Annotated in this window: 15 protein-coding genes; 11 read left to right on the top strand and 4 right to left on the bottom strand. The window is 40.9% G+C overall.

Annotated features, from left to right (window positions below):
- Positions 1-107 precede the first annotated feature (107 nt).
- From DWW10_RS17080 to DWW10_RS17065, 5 genes are all read left to right on the top strand, one after another.
- Complete coding sequence (locus tag DWW10_RS17080) at positions 108-2,135, top strand: 3-keto-alpha-glucoside-1,2-lyase-like domain-containing protein (RefSeq protein ID WP_259320499.1); 2,028 nt, start codon at positions 108-110, stop codon at positions 2,133-2,135.
- Positions 2,132-2,308, top strand: a complete 177-nt coding sequence (locus tag DWW10_RS26100; protein ID WP_182021444.1) for a hypothetical protein — start codon at positions 2,132-2,134, stop codon at positions 2,306-2,308. The genes DWW10_RS17080 and DWW10_RS26100 overlap by 4 nt, the downstream gene beginning before the upstream one ends.
- Before the next feature lie 156 nt (positions 2,309-2,464).
- Entirely contained in the window at positions 2,465-2,704 is a 240-nt protein-coding gene (locus DWW10_RS17075) for a hypothetical protein (protein WP_118421964.1), read from the top strand.
- A complete protein-coding gene (locus DWW10_RS26705) occupies positions 2,664-2,843 on the top strand; it encodes a LamG domain-containing protein (protein WP_118421963.1) in 180 nt (59 codons plus the stop codon). Before DWW10_RS17075 ends, DWW10_RS26705 begins: the two co-directional genes overlap by 41 nt.
- 7 nt (positions 2,844-2,850) lie before the next feature.
- Positions 2,851-3,651: a 3-keto-disaccharide hydrolase gene (locus DWW10_RS17065; protein ID WP_118421962.1), complete on the top strand. Its 801-nt coding sequence runs from the start codon at positions 2,851-2,853 to the stop codon at positions 3,649-3,651.
- 98 nt (positions 3,652-3,749) lie between these two features.
- Here DWW10_RS17065 and DWW10_RS17060 read toward each other — a convergent pair whose 3' ends face one another.
- Positions 3,750-7,796, bottom strand: a complete 4,047-nt coding sequence (locus DWW10_RS17060) for a hybrid sensor histidine kinase/response regulator transcription factor (protein WP_118421961.1) — start codon at positions 7,794-7,796, stop codon at positions 3,750-3,752.
- Positions 7,797-8,367: 571 nt separating this feature from the next.
- Here DWW10_RS17060 and DWW10_RS17055 point away from each other — a divergent pair.
- Together DWW10_RS17055 and DWW10_RS17050 are read left to right on the top strand one after the other, a co-directional pair.
- Complete coding sequence (locus DWW10_RS17055; protein WP_118421960.1) at positions 8,368-9,243, top strand: AraC family transcriptional regulator; 876 nt, start codon at positions 8,368-8,370, stop codon at positions 9,241-9,243.
- A gap of 90 nt (positions 9,244-9,333) precedes the next feature.
- Entirely contained in the window at positions 9,334-9,753 is a 420-nt protein-coding gene (locus tag DWW10_RS17050) for a pyridoxamine 5'-phosphate oxidase family protein (protein ID WP_118421959.1), read from the top strand.
- A 4-nt stretch (positions 9,754-9,757) separates the two neighbouring features.
- Here the strand turns inward: DWW10_RS17050 and DWW10_RS17045 are convergent, their stop codons facing one another.
- From DWW10_RS17045 to DWW10_RS17035, 3 genes are all read right to left on the bottom strand, one after another.
- Positions 9,758-10,750, bottom strand: a complete 993-nt coding sequence (locus tag DWW10_RS17045; protein WP_118421958.1) for a sensor histidine kinase — start codon at positions 10,748-10,750, stop codon at positions 9,758-9,760.
- 9 nt (positions 10,751-10,759) lie between these two features.
- Entirely contained in the window at positions 10,760-11,518 is a 759-nt protein-coding gene (locus tag DWW10_RS17040; RefSeq protein WP_118421957.1) for a LytR/AlgR family response regulator transcription factor, read from the bottom strand.
- Positions 11,519-11,614: 96 nt separating this feature from the next.
- The gene (locus DWW10_RS17035) at positions 11,615-12,520 is read right to left on the bottom strand and encodes a DUF6268 family outer membrane beta-barrel protein (RefSeq protein WP_118421956.1); all 906 of its coding nucleotides are present in this window, start codon (positions 12,518-12,520) and stop codon (positions 11,615-11,617) included.
- Between the two features lie 185 nt (positions 12,521-12,705).
- On the opposite strand from DWW10_RS17035, the gene DWW10_RS17030 reads away from it, so the two are divergent.
- The 4 genes from DWW10_RS17030 (at position 12,706) to DWW10_RS17015 (ending at position 17,126) form a co-directional block, all read left to right on the top strand.
- A complete protein-coding gene (locus tag DWW10_RS17030; RefSeq protein ID WP_118421955.1) occupies positions 12,706-13,839 on the top strand; it encodes a GyrI-like domain-containing protein in 1,134 nt (377 codons plus the stop codon).
- A 15-nt stretch (positions 13,840-13,854) separates the two neighbouring features.
- Complete coding sequence (locus tag DWW10_RS17025; RefSeq protein WP_022391418.1) at positions 13,855-14,691, top strand: zinc finger domain-containing protein; 837 nt, start codon at positions 13,855-13,857, stop codon at positions 14,689-14,691.
- A gap of 259 nt (positions 14,692-14,950) precedes the next feature.
- Positions 14,951-15,724 carry a class I SAM-dependent methyltransferase gene (locus tag DWW10_RS17020; protein WP_022391419.1) on the top strand — a complete coding sequence of 258 codons (774 nt, stop codon included), beginning with the start codon at positions 14,951-14,953 and terminating at the stop codon, positions 15,722-15,724.
- A gap of 190 nt (positions 15,725-15,914) precedes the next feature.
- Positions 15,915-17,126 carry an alpha/beta hydrolase gene (locus DWW10_RS17015; protein WP_022391420.1) on the top strand — a complete coding sequence of 404 codons (1,212 nt, stop codon included), beginning with the start codon at positions 15,915-15,917 and terminating at the stop codon, positions 17,124-17,126.
- Positions 17,127-17,128: the final 2 nt, after the last annotated feature.

The following is a 17,128-nucleotide window of genomic DNA, read 5'->3' as shown; positions in this document are numbered from 1 at the left end:
AGATATATGTAACGTTTTGACGGCTATTTTTTTTCGCAGCCTTCGTATATTTGTAGTCAACAATATGAAATTCATAATCGTAATAACAAAATAAATAACTAATTATCATGAAAACATTTTCTCTATCACTACTATTAGTGTGTTTAATGCTTGGATTCGGCGCAAAGTCATACGGACAAGCTGCCGAAAATCTAAATTTGAATAAAATAGTCCAGTCGCCCTACAATTGCTATGGCCGTTTGGCCGACGGTTGCCCCAATGCGGAAAAATTGGGATGGAAAGTTGGAATGCAGTTTTATTCATTTCATAAATATACTTTTTTTGAGGGAATAGACCTTACTCGTGCTTTAGGATTGCATTATATTGAAGCAACTATTGGAGCACGAATCAGCCCGGAAACCACCCAGGGAATCTATGCAGGAATGCCCCAAGAGTGGATGGACCGTATCAAACAGAAACTTGCAGCAAGCGGTATAAAATGTGAGTCTATCTATTACTGGATGGATGGAAGCGGCAAAGGTTTTGAGGATGTGGTGAAGTTCTGCAAAGAGATGGGATGGATGATTGTCACAGACCCCCGCCGTGCGAATAATGGTGGCAAGCCCGTTTCTTATTATGAAGATATTCTGAATAAATATGACGTGAAGATGGTCTTCACTAATCATCCGAAAGCTGCATCTTATTGGAATCCAGATTTTACAGTTGAGGACACGAAAAACTATGGTCCCTGCATAGGGGCTTCGGTGGATATCGGTCACTATATGCGTGGAGGTTTTGACACGTATGAGATAGCCAAACGTTATATTGATGAAACAGGAAAGCTGTATCATTTCCACATGCGTGATGTCAGTGAACGAGGCCCTCATGGTCTGGATGTTCCTTGCGGTACAGGTAAGGGCCGCCTTTCTGAAATCTTTCAGGCGCTGAGCGACAATGATGTTAAGCCTTTGATGATGTTGGAATATGAACATGACTTTGATAACCCGATGCCTTACCTCATCCAGAGTGTAAACTACATAGATAAGATATGTGGTGAAATAATCAAGGTAAAGGAAAAGAAAGCCCAATTAGGCGATACTATCAGATTAAATGCGAATACTGCCAAGTTTTCTGCAGACATGAATTTGCAGGGTAACGGTACGGAAGCTACTATTCACGCGTGGAACAAACCGGATCAGACTATTTCGTGGACGACCAATCTGAAACCTGGAAATTATCAAGTGCTGATTCGTTATTCACAACCTTACGCAGGTAGTGCGATGACACTCGATGCCGACGGACAAGAGTTGGCAAAATTGTTCAAACCGACATTTACGTGGTATGATTATACGACAACAGAGGTGGGTGTCATTAAAATCGCCAATGGAGGAGACGTGACTTTTTCATTACATGGGATACAGAATGGTATAAGTCGTGATAAGGAGGGAAAGTTGAAAGCCAATGAGGCACTCCCCGATGTACATTATCTGGCACTTGTGCCTACTTCCCTATCGGAGACTTCACAACCGATGGATATTCTTACTCTTTTCAAGGGTACAAAGATTTTCAATGGAAAGGACTTTGACGGCTGGGAAGGAAATGACGGAGAGAACAGCATGGCTCATTTCCGGATAGAAAAGCGCGCGATAGTAGGCGGAACAATGGACAAGGATTTGGAACATAACCAGTTTGTACGTACCATACGTAAATACAAGAACTTTGAGTTGCGCCTGAAATATAAGGTGAAAGCAACAGATGATAATTATAATGGAGGGGTACAGTTCAGAAGTATGCCTTGTACAATTCTGGAGCGTCCATTCGAGATGGTTGGCTATCAGGCTGATATTCTTTCTTGGAAGCGTGGCGCGCTCTATGATGAACAACGCCGTTGGGATTTCCTCGGAATGCAGTTGGGAACTCCCGTGGATTATAAGGCTAATGAATGGAATGACTATATTATTCGATGCGAAGGTCCGCGTATCCGCATTTGGCTGAACGGTGTAAAGACAACGGACTATATAGAGCCCTATACTGATGAACCATTCGAAGGTATCGGTACAACTGTAAGTCAGGATGGTCACATTGCCCTTCAAATTCATGAAGGAAAGGCTTCGGAAATATGGTATAAGGATATTGAAATAGAAGAACTGAAATGAAAGCTCTTGTTTTGTTCATTCTGCTGGGTGCGTATTTGACAGCCACTGCCCAACAGAATGAAAGGGAATCTCTTTTCAATGGGAAAAACCTTTCGGGGTGGATGGTACAATGTCAACAGCAGGACAGTAATAAAACATTTTGGATCATTGACGAGAGTACTATCTTAATGTAATTCTATCGGAAAGAAGGAACACCATCATGTTTGGTTAGCATCAGAACTAGTATTTACGGATTTTGAGCTAAATTTAAAATTTCAAGCCTATCCGGATTCTCTCGGTAATAGTGGCCTGGATTTTCGATGTCGGTATGATTCCCTGACTGAAGGCGGATGGACGGTCCGCAGGTGGATATCAATCCTTCTGACATGTTCTGGCGTACAGGGCTTATTTATGATGAAACGACCGGAGTGCGGTGTTGGATACATCCCAGACTTCCCGACTGGAATATGCCGGAGGAATATAAACCAGAAAAGTACTTATTCAAATATGCAAAAGATGGGGATGGAATGACTTCTTATATGCAAGGGCATGCATATCCGGACACTTGTAAATGGAATTGTGTGTACTGATTGGGATGCTACTGGTACTCTGGATGATACTGTGCATCAAAAACGTCGTGTAGGACAAAGTGGACATATTGCACTTCAGCTCCATAATGGGGATGAGTTACTAATTCGGTTCAAAGATATTTGGATAAAGAAACTTTGATTGTAAAATGAGGAATGTTGCTATATTTATAGTCATATTGCTCGGTGGTATTTTGGGAATATCATGGAGTCAAAAAGAGAGCTGGAAAAGTCTTTTTAACGGAGAAAATCTTGAAAACTGGGATAAGTATATCGGTCCGACTTTTCCAGGGCACGAGGAATTGGGTAAAACGGCGACTACGGATAATGTATTCTCTGTTGTGACCGTTGACGGATATAAAATGATTCGTATATCGGGTGAGGTTCACGGTTCCCTTGCTACCAAAGAATCCTTCGGGAATTATCATCTGCGGGTGGTTTATAAATGGGGAGACAAAGTGACCTTGGAACGTAATGGCGGACTTCTGTATCATGGCTATGGGCCTTTGGGGACTGCATTCGGTACGTGGATGGCTTCTGTTGAATGTCAAATGATGCATGATAATCCGGGGGATACTTTTCTGATGGTAGACAGCGTAGAGTGCAGTGCCAAGGTAAAAAGTGAAAAGGGAGTATATGTATATGATCCTAAAGCTGAAAAGGTACGTTTTGGACAACGGGTGAACAGACGTATGATAAGGAAAAGGCAACATGCTGAAAAGCCGTTGGGCGAATGGAATACGTTGGAATTATATTGTTTGGGGCAAACGGCAGTTCATGTAGTTAACGGGGTGACAGTGATGGTGAACGAAGATATCTGCTCTTGCGATAATGGTTCCATTCATCCGCTTACTTCCGGAAGGTTGCAATTGCAATCAGAGGGTGCGGAACTGTTTATAAAAGAGATTTCAATAGAACCTATTACAGAGATACCGAAAACTGTGTTATAAGAAAGTTAAACATTGGCATCCTCAAAGTTTAACTTCAACGATGCCAATGTTTATTATAGTTCTATACTTGCACCAGCTGATATCTATTCTTACTTACCTTACGGTGCTTTTTCTCCCAAATGTTCTTTCATATATGCACTGGGCGGCACTCCATAAAGTTCTTTAAATGCAGTAGAGAAGTTATTGGGGTCGGTAAAACCGGTCAAGGCTGCTGCCTCTGTTACTGTATATCGCTTCTCAGACAAAAGTGTGGCAGCTTGTTTCAATCTCACATTTCGGATAAAATTGCGTGTGGTCTGATTGGTCAATTCTTTTAGTTTCCGATGCAGATGCACACGGCTGATACCTATTTGCTCGCAGAGCATTTCCACCGTCAGGTTCGGATTGGAAAGATTCTCATTTATTACTTTCATGACACGTTCCATTAACTTGTCGTCCGGTGATTGAGCTGTAATCTTTTCCAGCTTGTCTTCTTGGGTCTGCTGGCCGCTGAAGTTATTGCGTAAACGCTCTCGGTTACGGATAAGGTTTCTTACTGTTTTGCGTAGTATTTCAATATTGAAAGGTTTTGTCAGGTAAGCGTCCGCTCCTGTCTCAAGTCCTTCGATATTATCCTCTTCCCGTGTCTTGGCAGTGAGTAAGATAACCGGTATATAGTTGAGGTTTACATTCTGTTTTATTTTGCGGCATAAGGTGAGCCCATCCATTTCCGGCATCATGATATCGCTTATCACCAAGTCGGGTGTCCGTTTAAATATCATTTCCAACGCTTCTTTTCCATTGCAACCTTCCATCATATAGTAGTCGTTGGTCAGTTCCTGAGAGATGTAGTGGCGTATTTCCTCATCATCTTCTACTACGAGTACGCGATATTTGGTTCGGGTACGTGTTGCTGCATCTTTAGCATCGTCCGTCTCTTCTATGGGCAAAGTGATTGGCATTGCCTGTGTATAGATAACATTGCTCTTTTCGTTGTGTTCCATTTCTTCTGGGCGCAAATGTTCACATCCCAGCGGCAACCGAATGATGAAACGTGTGCCCAATGTACCGTCCGGATTGTCTTCCACGCGAATGTCGCCGTGATGCAATTCCACTAATGAATGAGTCAGGTGTAAGCCGATGCCTGTCCCTACACTAGATTTGTTCAAGTCGTTATGTATCTGATAGAAACGTTCAAAAATATGTTTCTTCTCTTCCGCAGGGATGCCGATGCCGCTGTCCGCTATTATAATTTCGGCATAGTGCTGGAGTGAATCATACATGTTCTTGTCTTCACCGGTTGTCAAGTATATGTCAACACTGCCGTTTTCGGGTGTGAACTTGAATGCATTCGACAGGATATTCATAATAATTTTGTCGAAGTTGGCCGGATCCACCCATAGTTTCAGCTTTTCTTCCTCCGGATGGTGGAAGGTCAATGTTATTTTTTTCTTCAGTGCTTGTTCGGCAAACGTTTCGCAGAGGTCATTGATGAATCCTGTTATTTCAGTTTCACGAAAAACAAGTGACATTTGTCCTTTGTCTATCTTTCGGATATCCATCAGTTGATTTACCAGTCTTAGAATTCGTTCAGCATTCCGGTAGATCATACGGTAGGCTTTTTGTCGTAAGTTATCAGTATCATTATCCATTAACTTTTGTAATGGACTGATTATTAGTGACATCGGTGTACGTATTTCATGTGATATATTGATGAAAAATTGCAGTTTCGCCTCATTTAACTGTTCTGCATGAACATGCTGCATCATCTCCTGACGCATACAGTAATGATGGCGGATTTGTGCAATGACACCTCCGATAACTGCCAAGGCTATCAGAAAATAGAGGAGTTTAGCCCATCCGGTGGCCCACCATGCCGGATGGATGTAAATCATAACTTCTTTCACATCCGAGTAAATAGTATAGTCCATAGCCTTTACGCGAAAACGGTAGGTACCGGGTGTCAGATTGCTGAATGATACCCGATGGGTACCTGCGGGCAGGGCTATCCAAGGGCCATTGTTCATGGCATAGAGATAAGTTACCCGTTCGGGACTGTTCAATTCCTGCGTAGAGAATTCGATACTGAATGCATTGTCGAAATGCGAGAGTTGGAACTCTTTTGCTTCAAATACCGGGCGGTCGATAATTTCATAACCACCGCTTTTCATACCTTTTCGCACAGATTGGTTATGCAGATAAAAATCGGTTATACGAATATTCCATTTCTTGGCGGGATTCGTGATTTCCTGCGGATTGAAATAAGTAATGCCATTCATTCCGCCAAACCAGATGATGCCTTCTCTATCCTTATATGAAGCGTTTTTACTGAATTCGTTACCTTGTAGTCCGTCACCTACATAATAGTTGATAAACCTACCGCTTTCGGGGTGGAATTGTGAGATTCCGGCATTAGTACTTATCCACAGATGGCCTTGACCGTCACCTTGGATGGCGTAAATGGCATCACTGGGCAGACCGTTGGCTGTGGTATAAGTTGATAACTTTTGTGTTTTGGGAACCCAACAGAAAAGGCCGTTGGAACTTCCTATCCATATCGTACCTTGGAAATCTTCATAAATAGAGATAATGATATGTTTAGACAATAGCTTCTGCATCTTGAACTCGTCAGTGTTCAAATCAATGCAGTTTATTCCATCGTAAGTACCTGCATAGAGTTTGTTGTCTTTAGAATAGTATAAACAACTGATCCATTTGTTGACTTGTGCATTTATCTTTTCATGATAGACTAAACGTTCATTCATCAGGTCTAAATAGAACAGTCCGGACCCCATCGTTGCTATCCAGAGCCTTTTATATTTGTCTTCGGCAAAGTCATAAACGCGTTGTACATGTTTTCCGTCTTCATCCAACAAGTCCCGTCGATAGGTGCAATGTCCGGTCGCCTTGTCTAGCTTGCCCATACCATTTATAAATGAACCGCACCACAGATTTTGTTCTGAGTCTTCATACAGATTCATAACCGTGGATGGAACGGAAGAAGATTCATCGGTTACTCGGAAATGCGCTTTCTGTGTCCCACCTTTTGTTATGGCATAGATTCCATCGTTGTCAGTACCAACCCACATAATTCCATTCCGGTCCTTGTGCATAGCCGTGATGCAGTTGGAACCAATTATATTTTTGTCAATGGATCTGTATCCCAAATATTTAAAACTGTTTACCTGAGCGGGAATCAGCATGACTCCTTTTTGGTAGATGGCGAGCCAAAAATTTCCGGTATTGTCCTTCAATATGGAATGCACTTTTGAGGTACTTGAGTTAAAATAGGTGTTTTCAAAAGCATAGTCTGTTATTTGCTGCGTTCTATTGTTGAATATCTTTATGCCTCTTCCGTCCGTACCTATATAGAGTTCATCCTGACTGCTTGAGCAGAGTGTTTTAACCGGTAGATTTGTTTTTCCTTCATACGGTATCGAAATAAACGAGTCAGTCTTTTTATCATATTTAAGTAATCCTTTTCCCATAGCAGCAGCAAAGATATTTCCTTGTGAATCATGGCAGATACTGACAATACTGGCTCCTTTCTCTGAACCTAAATAATGGGTCACTTTGCTATCTGTATCGAGCTTATAAATTCCATTGTCACCTCTAATCATCCAAATGGATTGATTTTGGTCTTCAATAATATAGTCGGTCATACTTGTCGGTATAGGTAACTTGAGATTTCTTACTGTGAGTCTGCCTTTTTTTTCGTTAATCGTTAACGAACATAATACATTTCCCGAAACCCAGATTTCTCCATTTTTTCGTTCCAGAATATCGATGATTGTGCTTTCGAATGGCTTTTCATCTTCCCATGTAGCGGGTGGCGTAAAATTATCTGTAGCCGGATTATACATCTGTATTCCGTTGTAAGTTCCGACAAACAAATGTCCTTTGCTATCTTCGGCAAGAGTACGTACATAATTATGCGCCAACGAATGTTTATCTCCCGCTTGATATTTGTATATAGTGAATTTAGCACCATCATAACGATTTAAACCGTCTTCTGTGGCAATCCATATCATCCCGTTTCGGTCTTGAAATATCTTATTGATCAGACTGCTAGATAATTCCCGGTCGGTTGTAAACAACCTGCATGATTGTCCATACCCCAACAGTGGCATAAACAATAATAATAATAAAGTCAACGTATCTTTCATGGTAAGTATTCTCTCGGATTGTTTCTACAAAAGTAATTTAAGCCTAATATATTCCCTAATAAAAATGGAATTATTTTATTGGAGTATAACCCCTCAAATAGAAGTTGTAACATAGACAATGATTTCTGAAACATAGCTAAAGAATACGTAACATGCTATAGGTGAACAGGGAATGCAATCGTACGATAATTCCTATGCATATGAACTATTTTTGCAGTAGTTTAGTAACCATAAATATAAACTGCATAATGAATGCCATGAGAACAATTTACACGATTCTTTTTTTGATGTGTCTAAGTTTGGCACAGTCTTAGACTGCGGCTAATACTTTTGTTACCAATTCTACAGGCGGATTCATCTGGATAAAAGAAGGAAAAGCTTGCCCTATTCTTGTAGATAGAATCCCTGTCTGCCGGAGATAGAAATCGGATAGAACAACTATTGAGAAACTATCCAGATGTCGGTGACCGTTACAATCCACATGAATTTAAGTTTGTGAATAAGTAGTTTTTCCGTAAGATTCAATATATTTGCATGCAGTAATGTGATCCTTAGAGTAAGAACCTTTTCAATGAAAAATTCAATTCCCCGGTATACTTTCTATAAGACTAAGTACGGAAGCGAACTTTTAGTGGATGTCGTAGAACTGAAGTACGTAAAAAAGTTCTTGACCAAGGGCACTGTGCACACATTGACTTACTATGATATTACTTTCATTACAGAGGGAGAAGGTAATTTTTCTATCGATAATCAAACGCATAAGGCAGTTCCCTGTGATGTACTGTTTTCCAAACCCGGAGAGATACGGAATTGGGATACCGGCCACATTGTAAATGGCTATGCTTTGATCTTCGAAGATGAGTTTCTGTCTTCCTTCTTTAAAGATCCGTTGTTTGTGCAGCATCTTTCTTTCTTCAATGTGGGGAGGAAATCTGCCGGACTGCACTTGTCGAATGAGCTCTATGTACGTATGCTTCAATTGTTGAGTGATATTAAGACAGAGATCGATTCGTATAAACAAAACGATGTACATGTATTGAGAGCATTGCTTTATGAGGCTCTCATGCTTTTGGACCGGGCATATCAAAAGATGTTGTCTGACGGTAGTACCCATAAAGAAGCAAGCAGTACCCACATAAGCAAGTTCATGGAGTGTGTAGGGGCTGACCTGAGAGAACATCACTCTGTTCAATATTATGCCGATAAGCTATGCATCACACCAAACTATCTGAATGAAATTGTCAGTTCAGCTATGGGAATCAGTGCAAAGCAATACATTCAGAATAAAGTTGTGGAGGAAGCCAAACGGCTGCTTGTCTATACGGAACTGCCTATTTCAGAAATTGCTTTCGAACTGCATTTTTCAACCGTTTCCTACTTTGTCCGTTGCTTTCGTCAGTGTACGGGAGAGACACCTTTGTCTTACCGGAAGGAGCATAAACCGTAAAAAGTGTCATTTCTCCCTTAGTTCTTATTGCGTTGTATTTTCCTTGAGGGCCTATCTTTGCGGAATAATAACCCATAAAATAATAAGATTATGAGAGATGCGGAAAAGACAGTCGGAGGTATGATGGATAAGCTGAAAACAGCTTTTATCGGTTCGGTGGATGCAGAGGGCTTTCCTAATATCAAGGCTATGCTGCAACCCAGGAAGAGGGAAGGGATAAAGACTATTTACCTGACAACGAACACTTCGTCAATGCGTGTTGCGCAATACAGGGAAAATAATCATGCCTGTATCTACTTCTGTGATGCAAGGTTTTTCAGAGGTGTCATGTTGCGCGGCACAATGGAAGTGCTGACAGATAGTGCCAGTAAGGAGATGATATGGCGGGAAGGAGATACGATGTATTATCCGGAAGGCGTGACCGATCCCGACTATTGCGTCCTGAAATTCACGGCAATTTCCGGAAGATATTACAGTGGCTTCAAATCGGAAAGTTTTGTGATAGACTGATTCCTCAGTCCAGAAAAGGAATTTGGACTGCAAATTCCTTTTCGTTTTGAAAAATATCAATTTGCCGGTTGTACAGGGCATATTGGCGTTGCAGATTCTTGAGCCCTGTTCCACTTTTAGTTACGTAGTTGCGCAACTGGAGGTTGTTGGAAACAATAATCATTTCATCATCAATGGTGATGTGGATTATTAAAGGGGAGTTGGTGGTGCTGATATTGTGCTTTATGGCATTTTCCACAAGCATTTGTATGCTTGCAGGGATGACAAAGCGGTTATGATTCTTTCCGTTGTCTTCTATGTCGATGTGCAAGGTATCTCCAAAACGTATATGTTCCAAATACAGGTATGAGTCGACAAATGACAGTTCTTCTTTCAGCGTGACTTTTAATTGCCCGTGAGTTGTGAGCAGATAGCGGTAGACAGTGGATAATTTCTTAGTGAACAGGTTCGCTTTCTCTGCATCCTGATAGGTCAAGGAAGCAAGCACGTTGAGACTGTTGAACAGGAAATGCGGATTAATCTGGTTCTTCAGTACTTCAAATTGATACAAAGCTCTTTCTTTTTCAATAACAGCCAGCCGCTTTTCCATTTCCGTCTGCTGCAGGTTATAGAAAAAGATTTCTATCTGGAAGACGGCAATCCAGTTCCATGGGATTACAGGCAGGGAGCTTTTAAAGATATCCCAACCTGACATCTCCGGACCGGCTAACAGGCAGTTCAGGATTCCTGCCAATGAAACGCTAAGACAGGTGGTCAATAACAAGTCGATAGAAATTCTGACTACATTACTTGTGGATTTTAATCTCTTGTATACCCAATTGATTACTCCGAAATCAATAAATCCGAGTGCTATACATAGCGGAAGATTGATGATAAACTGATAAGCCAGATTTATCTTTAAAGGCTTTCCGCTGACTATGTTATAGATACAGCCGATAACAAATAGAGAGATTGATATCGTGAGGATAAAGAGGAATATGTATTTCTTATGTTTCATCAGCGTAGTTTATAAAGTACCGTCTATCCATTTCAGAAAATCGTTCGCGCGGCTGCGGCTGACCAATACTTCATGCGGGCATTCCGGGCGGAAATATAACTTTAAACGGCTGCCGAAATACCTGGAACTCTTTTGAATGGCCTTTATATTGGAGATGCAATTTCTCGATACGCGGAAAAAGAGATTCCTGTCCAGCATTGGTTCCAGTTGATCCAATGAGTAATTGATAATGTATCTTTTATTGGTGAACAGATGCAGGTAGGTGTACTTCTCTTCACTGTAGAAGAAAGCGACTTCATGGGTTTCAGCATACTGGAAAGTATCTCCTATCTGGACTAAAAAACGGTTCTTTTTATTTCCTGCCAGGTAATCGGTCTCCAGTTTCTTGTATTGGGGAGTGGTGGAATGTAGCGAATGGTTTCGTTCGAACTTGTGCAATGCCGCGTCCAATTCATTTTCTTCAATGGGCTTCAGCAGGTAATCAATGCTGTTGACTTTGAATGCCTGCAGGGCGTATTCGTCGTAGGCCGTTGTGAAGAGGACAGGTATATCAATGGGGCATTGCTCAAAAATCTCGAAACTAAGTCCGTCGGATAAGCGTATATCGACAATCATCAGGTCTATCCTGTTCTGTCTGAGAAGTAAGACTGCCTGCTCAATGCTTTCTGCCCAGCCTACCAGTTGATAGTCCGGCCTTAACATTTGCATCATCCGTTTCATTTCTTCATAGGCGAACCGTTCATCTTCCACCAATACATATCTTGTCATACTGATTCTGTTCTTTAGGGTATTACTGTTTCTTTGTCAAAAATACAATATATTATTCTGCCATGTAAGTTTTTAGGGAATAAATGTCTGTTTTCGTCAGAAGCCGCACCGGAAACCTGCCGTAAAACGTAAGGAGGTGCCGAAATTACAGCTCCCATCGTCTTCTTTAAAGTTTTCGATAAAACCTTTGAAACTACGGTCTGAGATTTTTGCGCTACGTATCCAGTTGCCACCTATACCCAGATAAATGCTCGTCTTCTTGCTTATGTAGAATGACGGGCTTATATAAGATTTCATGCTTGCCGTTGAATAGATTTTGGACTTTCCGTCTATGTTCATTACGGCCGACATGCCATCCATTTCGATAGCAGTGAGTTCTACCTTAAATTTCTTGTTCAGCCAGGTAGCGGCAGATATTTTTATACCGCTGGACATGTCTACTTTAAATTCGTATTTGCCCGTGTTCCTCCAGCTGAAGTATACCATAGGTAATATCATCGGGATGCCGTATGAATTGGTAAGCCCACCTCCGATTCCGAGGTCAAGATTGTTCCTTAGCTTATATACAAAGACAACGGCACCATTGGCTAACACGCTCTTTATCGTGATTTCACTGGGTGAAGCATAGACTCCGGCACCTAAAGAAGCGATAATGCTCCATCTATCGGACAAGGGCCTGATGTGTGATATATTTAAACTGCTGTTCAGTATATTATCAGGGTTTAATTCTTTGGCCGGTCCTTTGTTGTTGAGAATGCCATAGGAACAATTGAGGGTTGCCGACCATGCCGTTACTTGCCCTTTTTCATTGTGCCTGACAGAGAACGGCAGAGTATACCTGCCGGATAGAATAAGTAAGTCTCCCGACCCGTATTTATTGCCGGCATCATCTTTAAGGGTACTTGTCGGCATATAATCGCTGCTGATATAGCCCTGTCCGTAACTTAAGCCCGGAAGAATGACAAGCAATGGTGTCAATAGAATCTTAAAAGTAATTTTCATGTGGTTATTATAAATTGTTTCCGGCAAAGATATTACTCTGAAAGGGCAGTAGACAAGTGCTTCCGGACAGGCTGCATAATCTGCCGGTTGAAATTCGGTATTCAGTGGATGGATTGAAAGTGGAGGATATGAAAGATACCTATTTTGGATAACTGTATTTTGGATCAGCTTTGTATCTTTGTAGCATGGAACAAATAGCAGACAAGCAATATTGCCAGAGTTGTGGAATGCCTCTTCGCTTTGATGTGGAAGAATATCTGGGCACAAATGCCGATCATTCCTGTAGTGACGAGTATTGCTACTATTGCCTGAAAGACGGGAGTTATACAGTGGATATCTCTATGAATGAGATGGTGGATATCTGGGTAAAATATACCGATAAATACAACTGGTATTCGGGAACCGACTATACTCCACAAGAATTAAGAACCTTATTGAACAAGCGTCTTCCCACCCTGAAACGCTGGCGACAGAAAGAGATGACGCAACATGTTCACTATGAAGCTATCAATTGGGTTCGGACTTATATTGACCAAAACCTCTTTCAGGAAATCGATCCAGAGCAGTTGGCTAAGATGGTTAATCTTTCATTTTTCCATTTCCGAAAGGTTTTCAGGAATGTTACCGGAGAGAATATTGGTACATATATCCAGCGTCTGCGTTTGGAATACATTGCCCATTTGCTTATAACTACCGGACAGAGCATTGAGGAAATTGGTATGCAGACCAATTATCAGACAAAGTTCAGTCTGGCAAAGGCTTTTAAAAAGCACTTTGGCATTTCAATGTCGGCTTATCGCGAAAAGTATGAGTCTGTCAATGCGAGCCAAGAACCGGATAGCATGCCCGAGGCTAAGATTATGCGTATCAATACCCTGAAAGCTGTTTGCATAGAAGTGGGTGATACTTTTCGTGATAAATATGCTTACACCACGATCTGGAAGCAATTACTGCATTATAAAGCAGTTCATTTGCAGAATGCTCCCAGTAGTCGTTTTGTGAGTATAAGTCAGGATAATCCCTTGATTACACCGATGGAACAACGGCGGTTCTATATCGGGATTCTTGTTGAAGGGAGTGCCAAGTCCGAGGGGAAATTATCACTTCGGGAAATTCCCGGAGGGATGTACGCTGTTTTCAGGTATAAAGGCAGTTATTCTGATTTACCTGAATTTTATAAGACGATTTATAATCAATGGTTTCCTTACAGTATGTATCATCAGAAACGTCCGTTGACGTTTGAGGTGTATCTCAATTCACCGGATGAAACGCCGGTTGAAGGATTGCTGACGGAGATTTATATTCCTATTGATAAATAATTAAATGATATAAGTATGTTAGAATTGCCAGAAGTACTTACACTGAGTAAGCAAGCCAATGATGTTTTAAGAGGTAAAACGATTACGCAAGTGTTCAATGCTACCAAGCCTCATAAGTTCACGTTCTATAGTGGCGATCCACTGGAGTATGGAAAGTTGCTCATCGGAAAGACGATTCTGTCGTCTAAAGGATATGGAATGTTTGTCGATTTTTACCTGTCGGGCAATGTGATAATGAATATCGGTGACGGGGTGAGCGCACGTTACTATAATCCGGGTGATAAAGTTCCTGCCAATTACCAATTGCTGCTGACTTTTGAAGATGAATCGTTTCTTGTATTTACGGTTGCCATGTATGGCTTTATCAGTGCCTATCCCGATGGCGTTATCGACAATAAATATTATACGATAAGCCGTGAAAGTATTTCCCCGCTGAGTGATGCTTATACGGAAGCGGAATTTGAGAAATTATTTGCTTCAGCCAAAAAGACATTGACGGCTAAAGCTCTGCTGGCTACCGAACAACGTATTCCGGGTGTAGGCAATGGGGTAACGCAGGATATTCTATTTAATGCCGGGATTCATCCGAAACAGAAAGTGCTTGACCTGTCGGATGGACAGAAAGGGGTACTTTTCAAATCTCTGAAGGATACCTTAATGGCTATGACTTCCGGAAGAGGCCGTGATACCCAGACGGACCTTTATGGAAATGAGGGAGGGTATAAAACGATTCTTTCTTCCAAAACATGGAAGAATCCTTGCCCGCGTTGTGGCAGCGTAATTGTCAAAGAAGCCTATCTTGGAGGATCGGTTTACTATTGTCCTGAATGTCAGAAAATAAGGAAAATATAATAACAACTTAAATTATAGTTATGGCGAAAGGAACATGTCACAAGGGTGGTTTCTTTTTTCTCTTCCGATAATTTGCAGGAATAAAAAGTCTGCCTATCTTTGTGGCGATATAAAAAATGTTGGATGTTTAAAGTTAAGAAGGATTCGGTAAGTAAATAACTGTGGGCATTATGCTCTCGGTTATCCTTTAGCTCAACTCGTGCATATTCTTGCAGGAGTTATTTTTATACCTATGTATCAACAATAAAATTTAAACATCATGAGCAACGAAAATAAATCTATTCACGAATTCGATTTTAGTTTAATCTGCGAATACTTTTCAAGTGTAGAACGTCAGGGACCGGGAAGTGCTGAAACAACAATAAAGGCTCTTAGCTTTGTTGAGGGGCTTACGGATAAATCTCTGATTGCTGATCTGGGTTGTGGCACAGGTGGCCAGACGATTACGCTGGCGCAACATACTCCGGGACAAATTACAGGCATTGATTTGTTTCCTGATTTTATCAACCAATTCAATAGTAATGCCGAGCACTTTAACCTTCAGGACAGAGTGAAAGGTATTATTGGATCAATGGATGAACTCCCGTTCCGGAATGAAGAATTAGATCTTATCTGGTCGGAAGGAGCCATCTATAATATTGGTTTTGAATACGGGTTGAATCTATGGCGTCCGTTTTTGAAGAAAGGCGGTTATATTGCCGTATCAGAGGTGTCATGGTTCACTGATGAACGTCCGGCTGAGATCAATGATTTCTGGATGGATGCTTATCCTGAAATAAATACGATTCCCAATAAGCTGGCACAGATGCAGAAGGCCGGATATATCCCTGTAGCCTGTTTCTGTATACCGGAAAATTGCTGGATCGAACATTTCTATATGCCGCAGGTTGAAGCCCAAGAGGACTTCCTACGAAAATATAAAGGTAACCAAGCTGCTGAAGAACTGATTGCCAATCAGCGCCATGAGCAACAATTATACTATAAGTATAAAGACTTTTATGGTTATGCATTCTACGTCGGAAAGAAAATCTAAGTAACTTATGAAGGAGAATTACCCTGAAGACAATTCTCCTTCTCTTTTATGATTCATCTTTTTTCGATATACTTTAGAGAATAACTGTCTTTATTTCAATAAAATAAATTTGAAAAAGTCATTTGTTATTTCTATATTTAGCCCTGAAAACGACAGCAGGTTGATTGAGTAACCTTTAAAACAAGATATTATGAGAAACTACTATTTGGTATTACTACTCTTAATGACTAATTTATTTAGTTATGCGCAACAAACCCTCATTAAGGACTCTTTAAAGTCTGAAGTCTTAGGACAGACCCGTCATTTGAATCTGGTAATACCGGATACGGCCGGTATGCAACCAGGTAAGAAATTGAATGTTGTATATGTTTTGGATGGGGATAATGCATTTGTGAATTTGGTGGCATCACAAATCTCTTTTGTAACAGATATGGAGTCTGATAAAGGAGTTCCTGCATATTTGGTAGTAGGCATTGAGTCCGAAAATACCAGAATGGACGATTTTATAACAAAAGGAGAATATAGAGCGACAGGACGCGCTGATCTGTTTCTGGACTTCATGTCTAATGAATTGTTTCCGTATATCGAAACTCGCTATAATTTAAATAACCATAGAGCTTGTGTCGGGCATTCATTGGGAGGTTCCTTATTTATGCATGCTTTGTGTAACCGGGATTCCATGTTTAATGCCTATATGCTGTTTAGCCCCAACTTGATCTATGAGAAACATCGATTGATCCGTGACTTTAAAACCAAGAATCCGGATAGTCTTCATAAATTTGTTTTCATAGCCAATGGCAATGCCGGGGAATTGGAGCAGAATTATCTTAAAGGCGTGGAGGAACTGGATTCACTCATTACTAATTCTCCTCAAATAGACAATTTCAAAATTATATTCGAATATATGTCTGATGTCAACCATTCGGAATCTGTACCTGTGTCATTTGGGAAAGCGGTGAAAGCATATTTAGGTTATTCATATGGAACTCCGAAAGAAGAAGAACGAACTGCATTATTGGGTGAAGAAGATTATGCCATGGCTGTCAAAAAGATATATGACAATAGACGATTGTATCTGGGTTATCAATTTTATCCGGAAGTATATCCCCTGTATAATGATTGGATAACGGTGGCTGGTAATAATGAGCAACCGGATAAAGTGATACAACTTGCAAAATGGGCCATATCAATTTATCAGAATGATTTTAGTCATTACATCATGTATTTGGCCATGTCCGAAGCCTACATGGATAAAGATGACGTAAAAACTGCCCTAAAAGCGTGTGATGACGCAAGAAGAGCAGTTGGTTTATTGCGTGAAACAGTTGATCCTCAGACTTATGAGTATGCTCTGGAAGAGATTAATACATTGGTTGACGAAATTAAACAAGCGGAAAAATAACT

This window comes from Bacteroides intestinalis (genome assembly GCF_003464595.1).
GTDB lineage: Bacteria > Bacteroidota > Bacteroidia > Bacteroidales > Bacteroidaceae > Bacteroides > Bacteroides intestinalis_A.
Note: the sequence above shows the minus strand (reverse complement) of the source record. Positions and strands in the feature narration are given on the sequence as shown.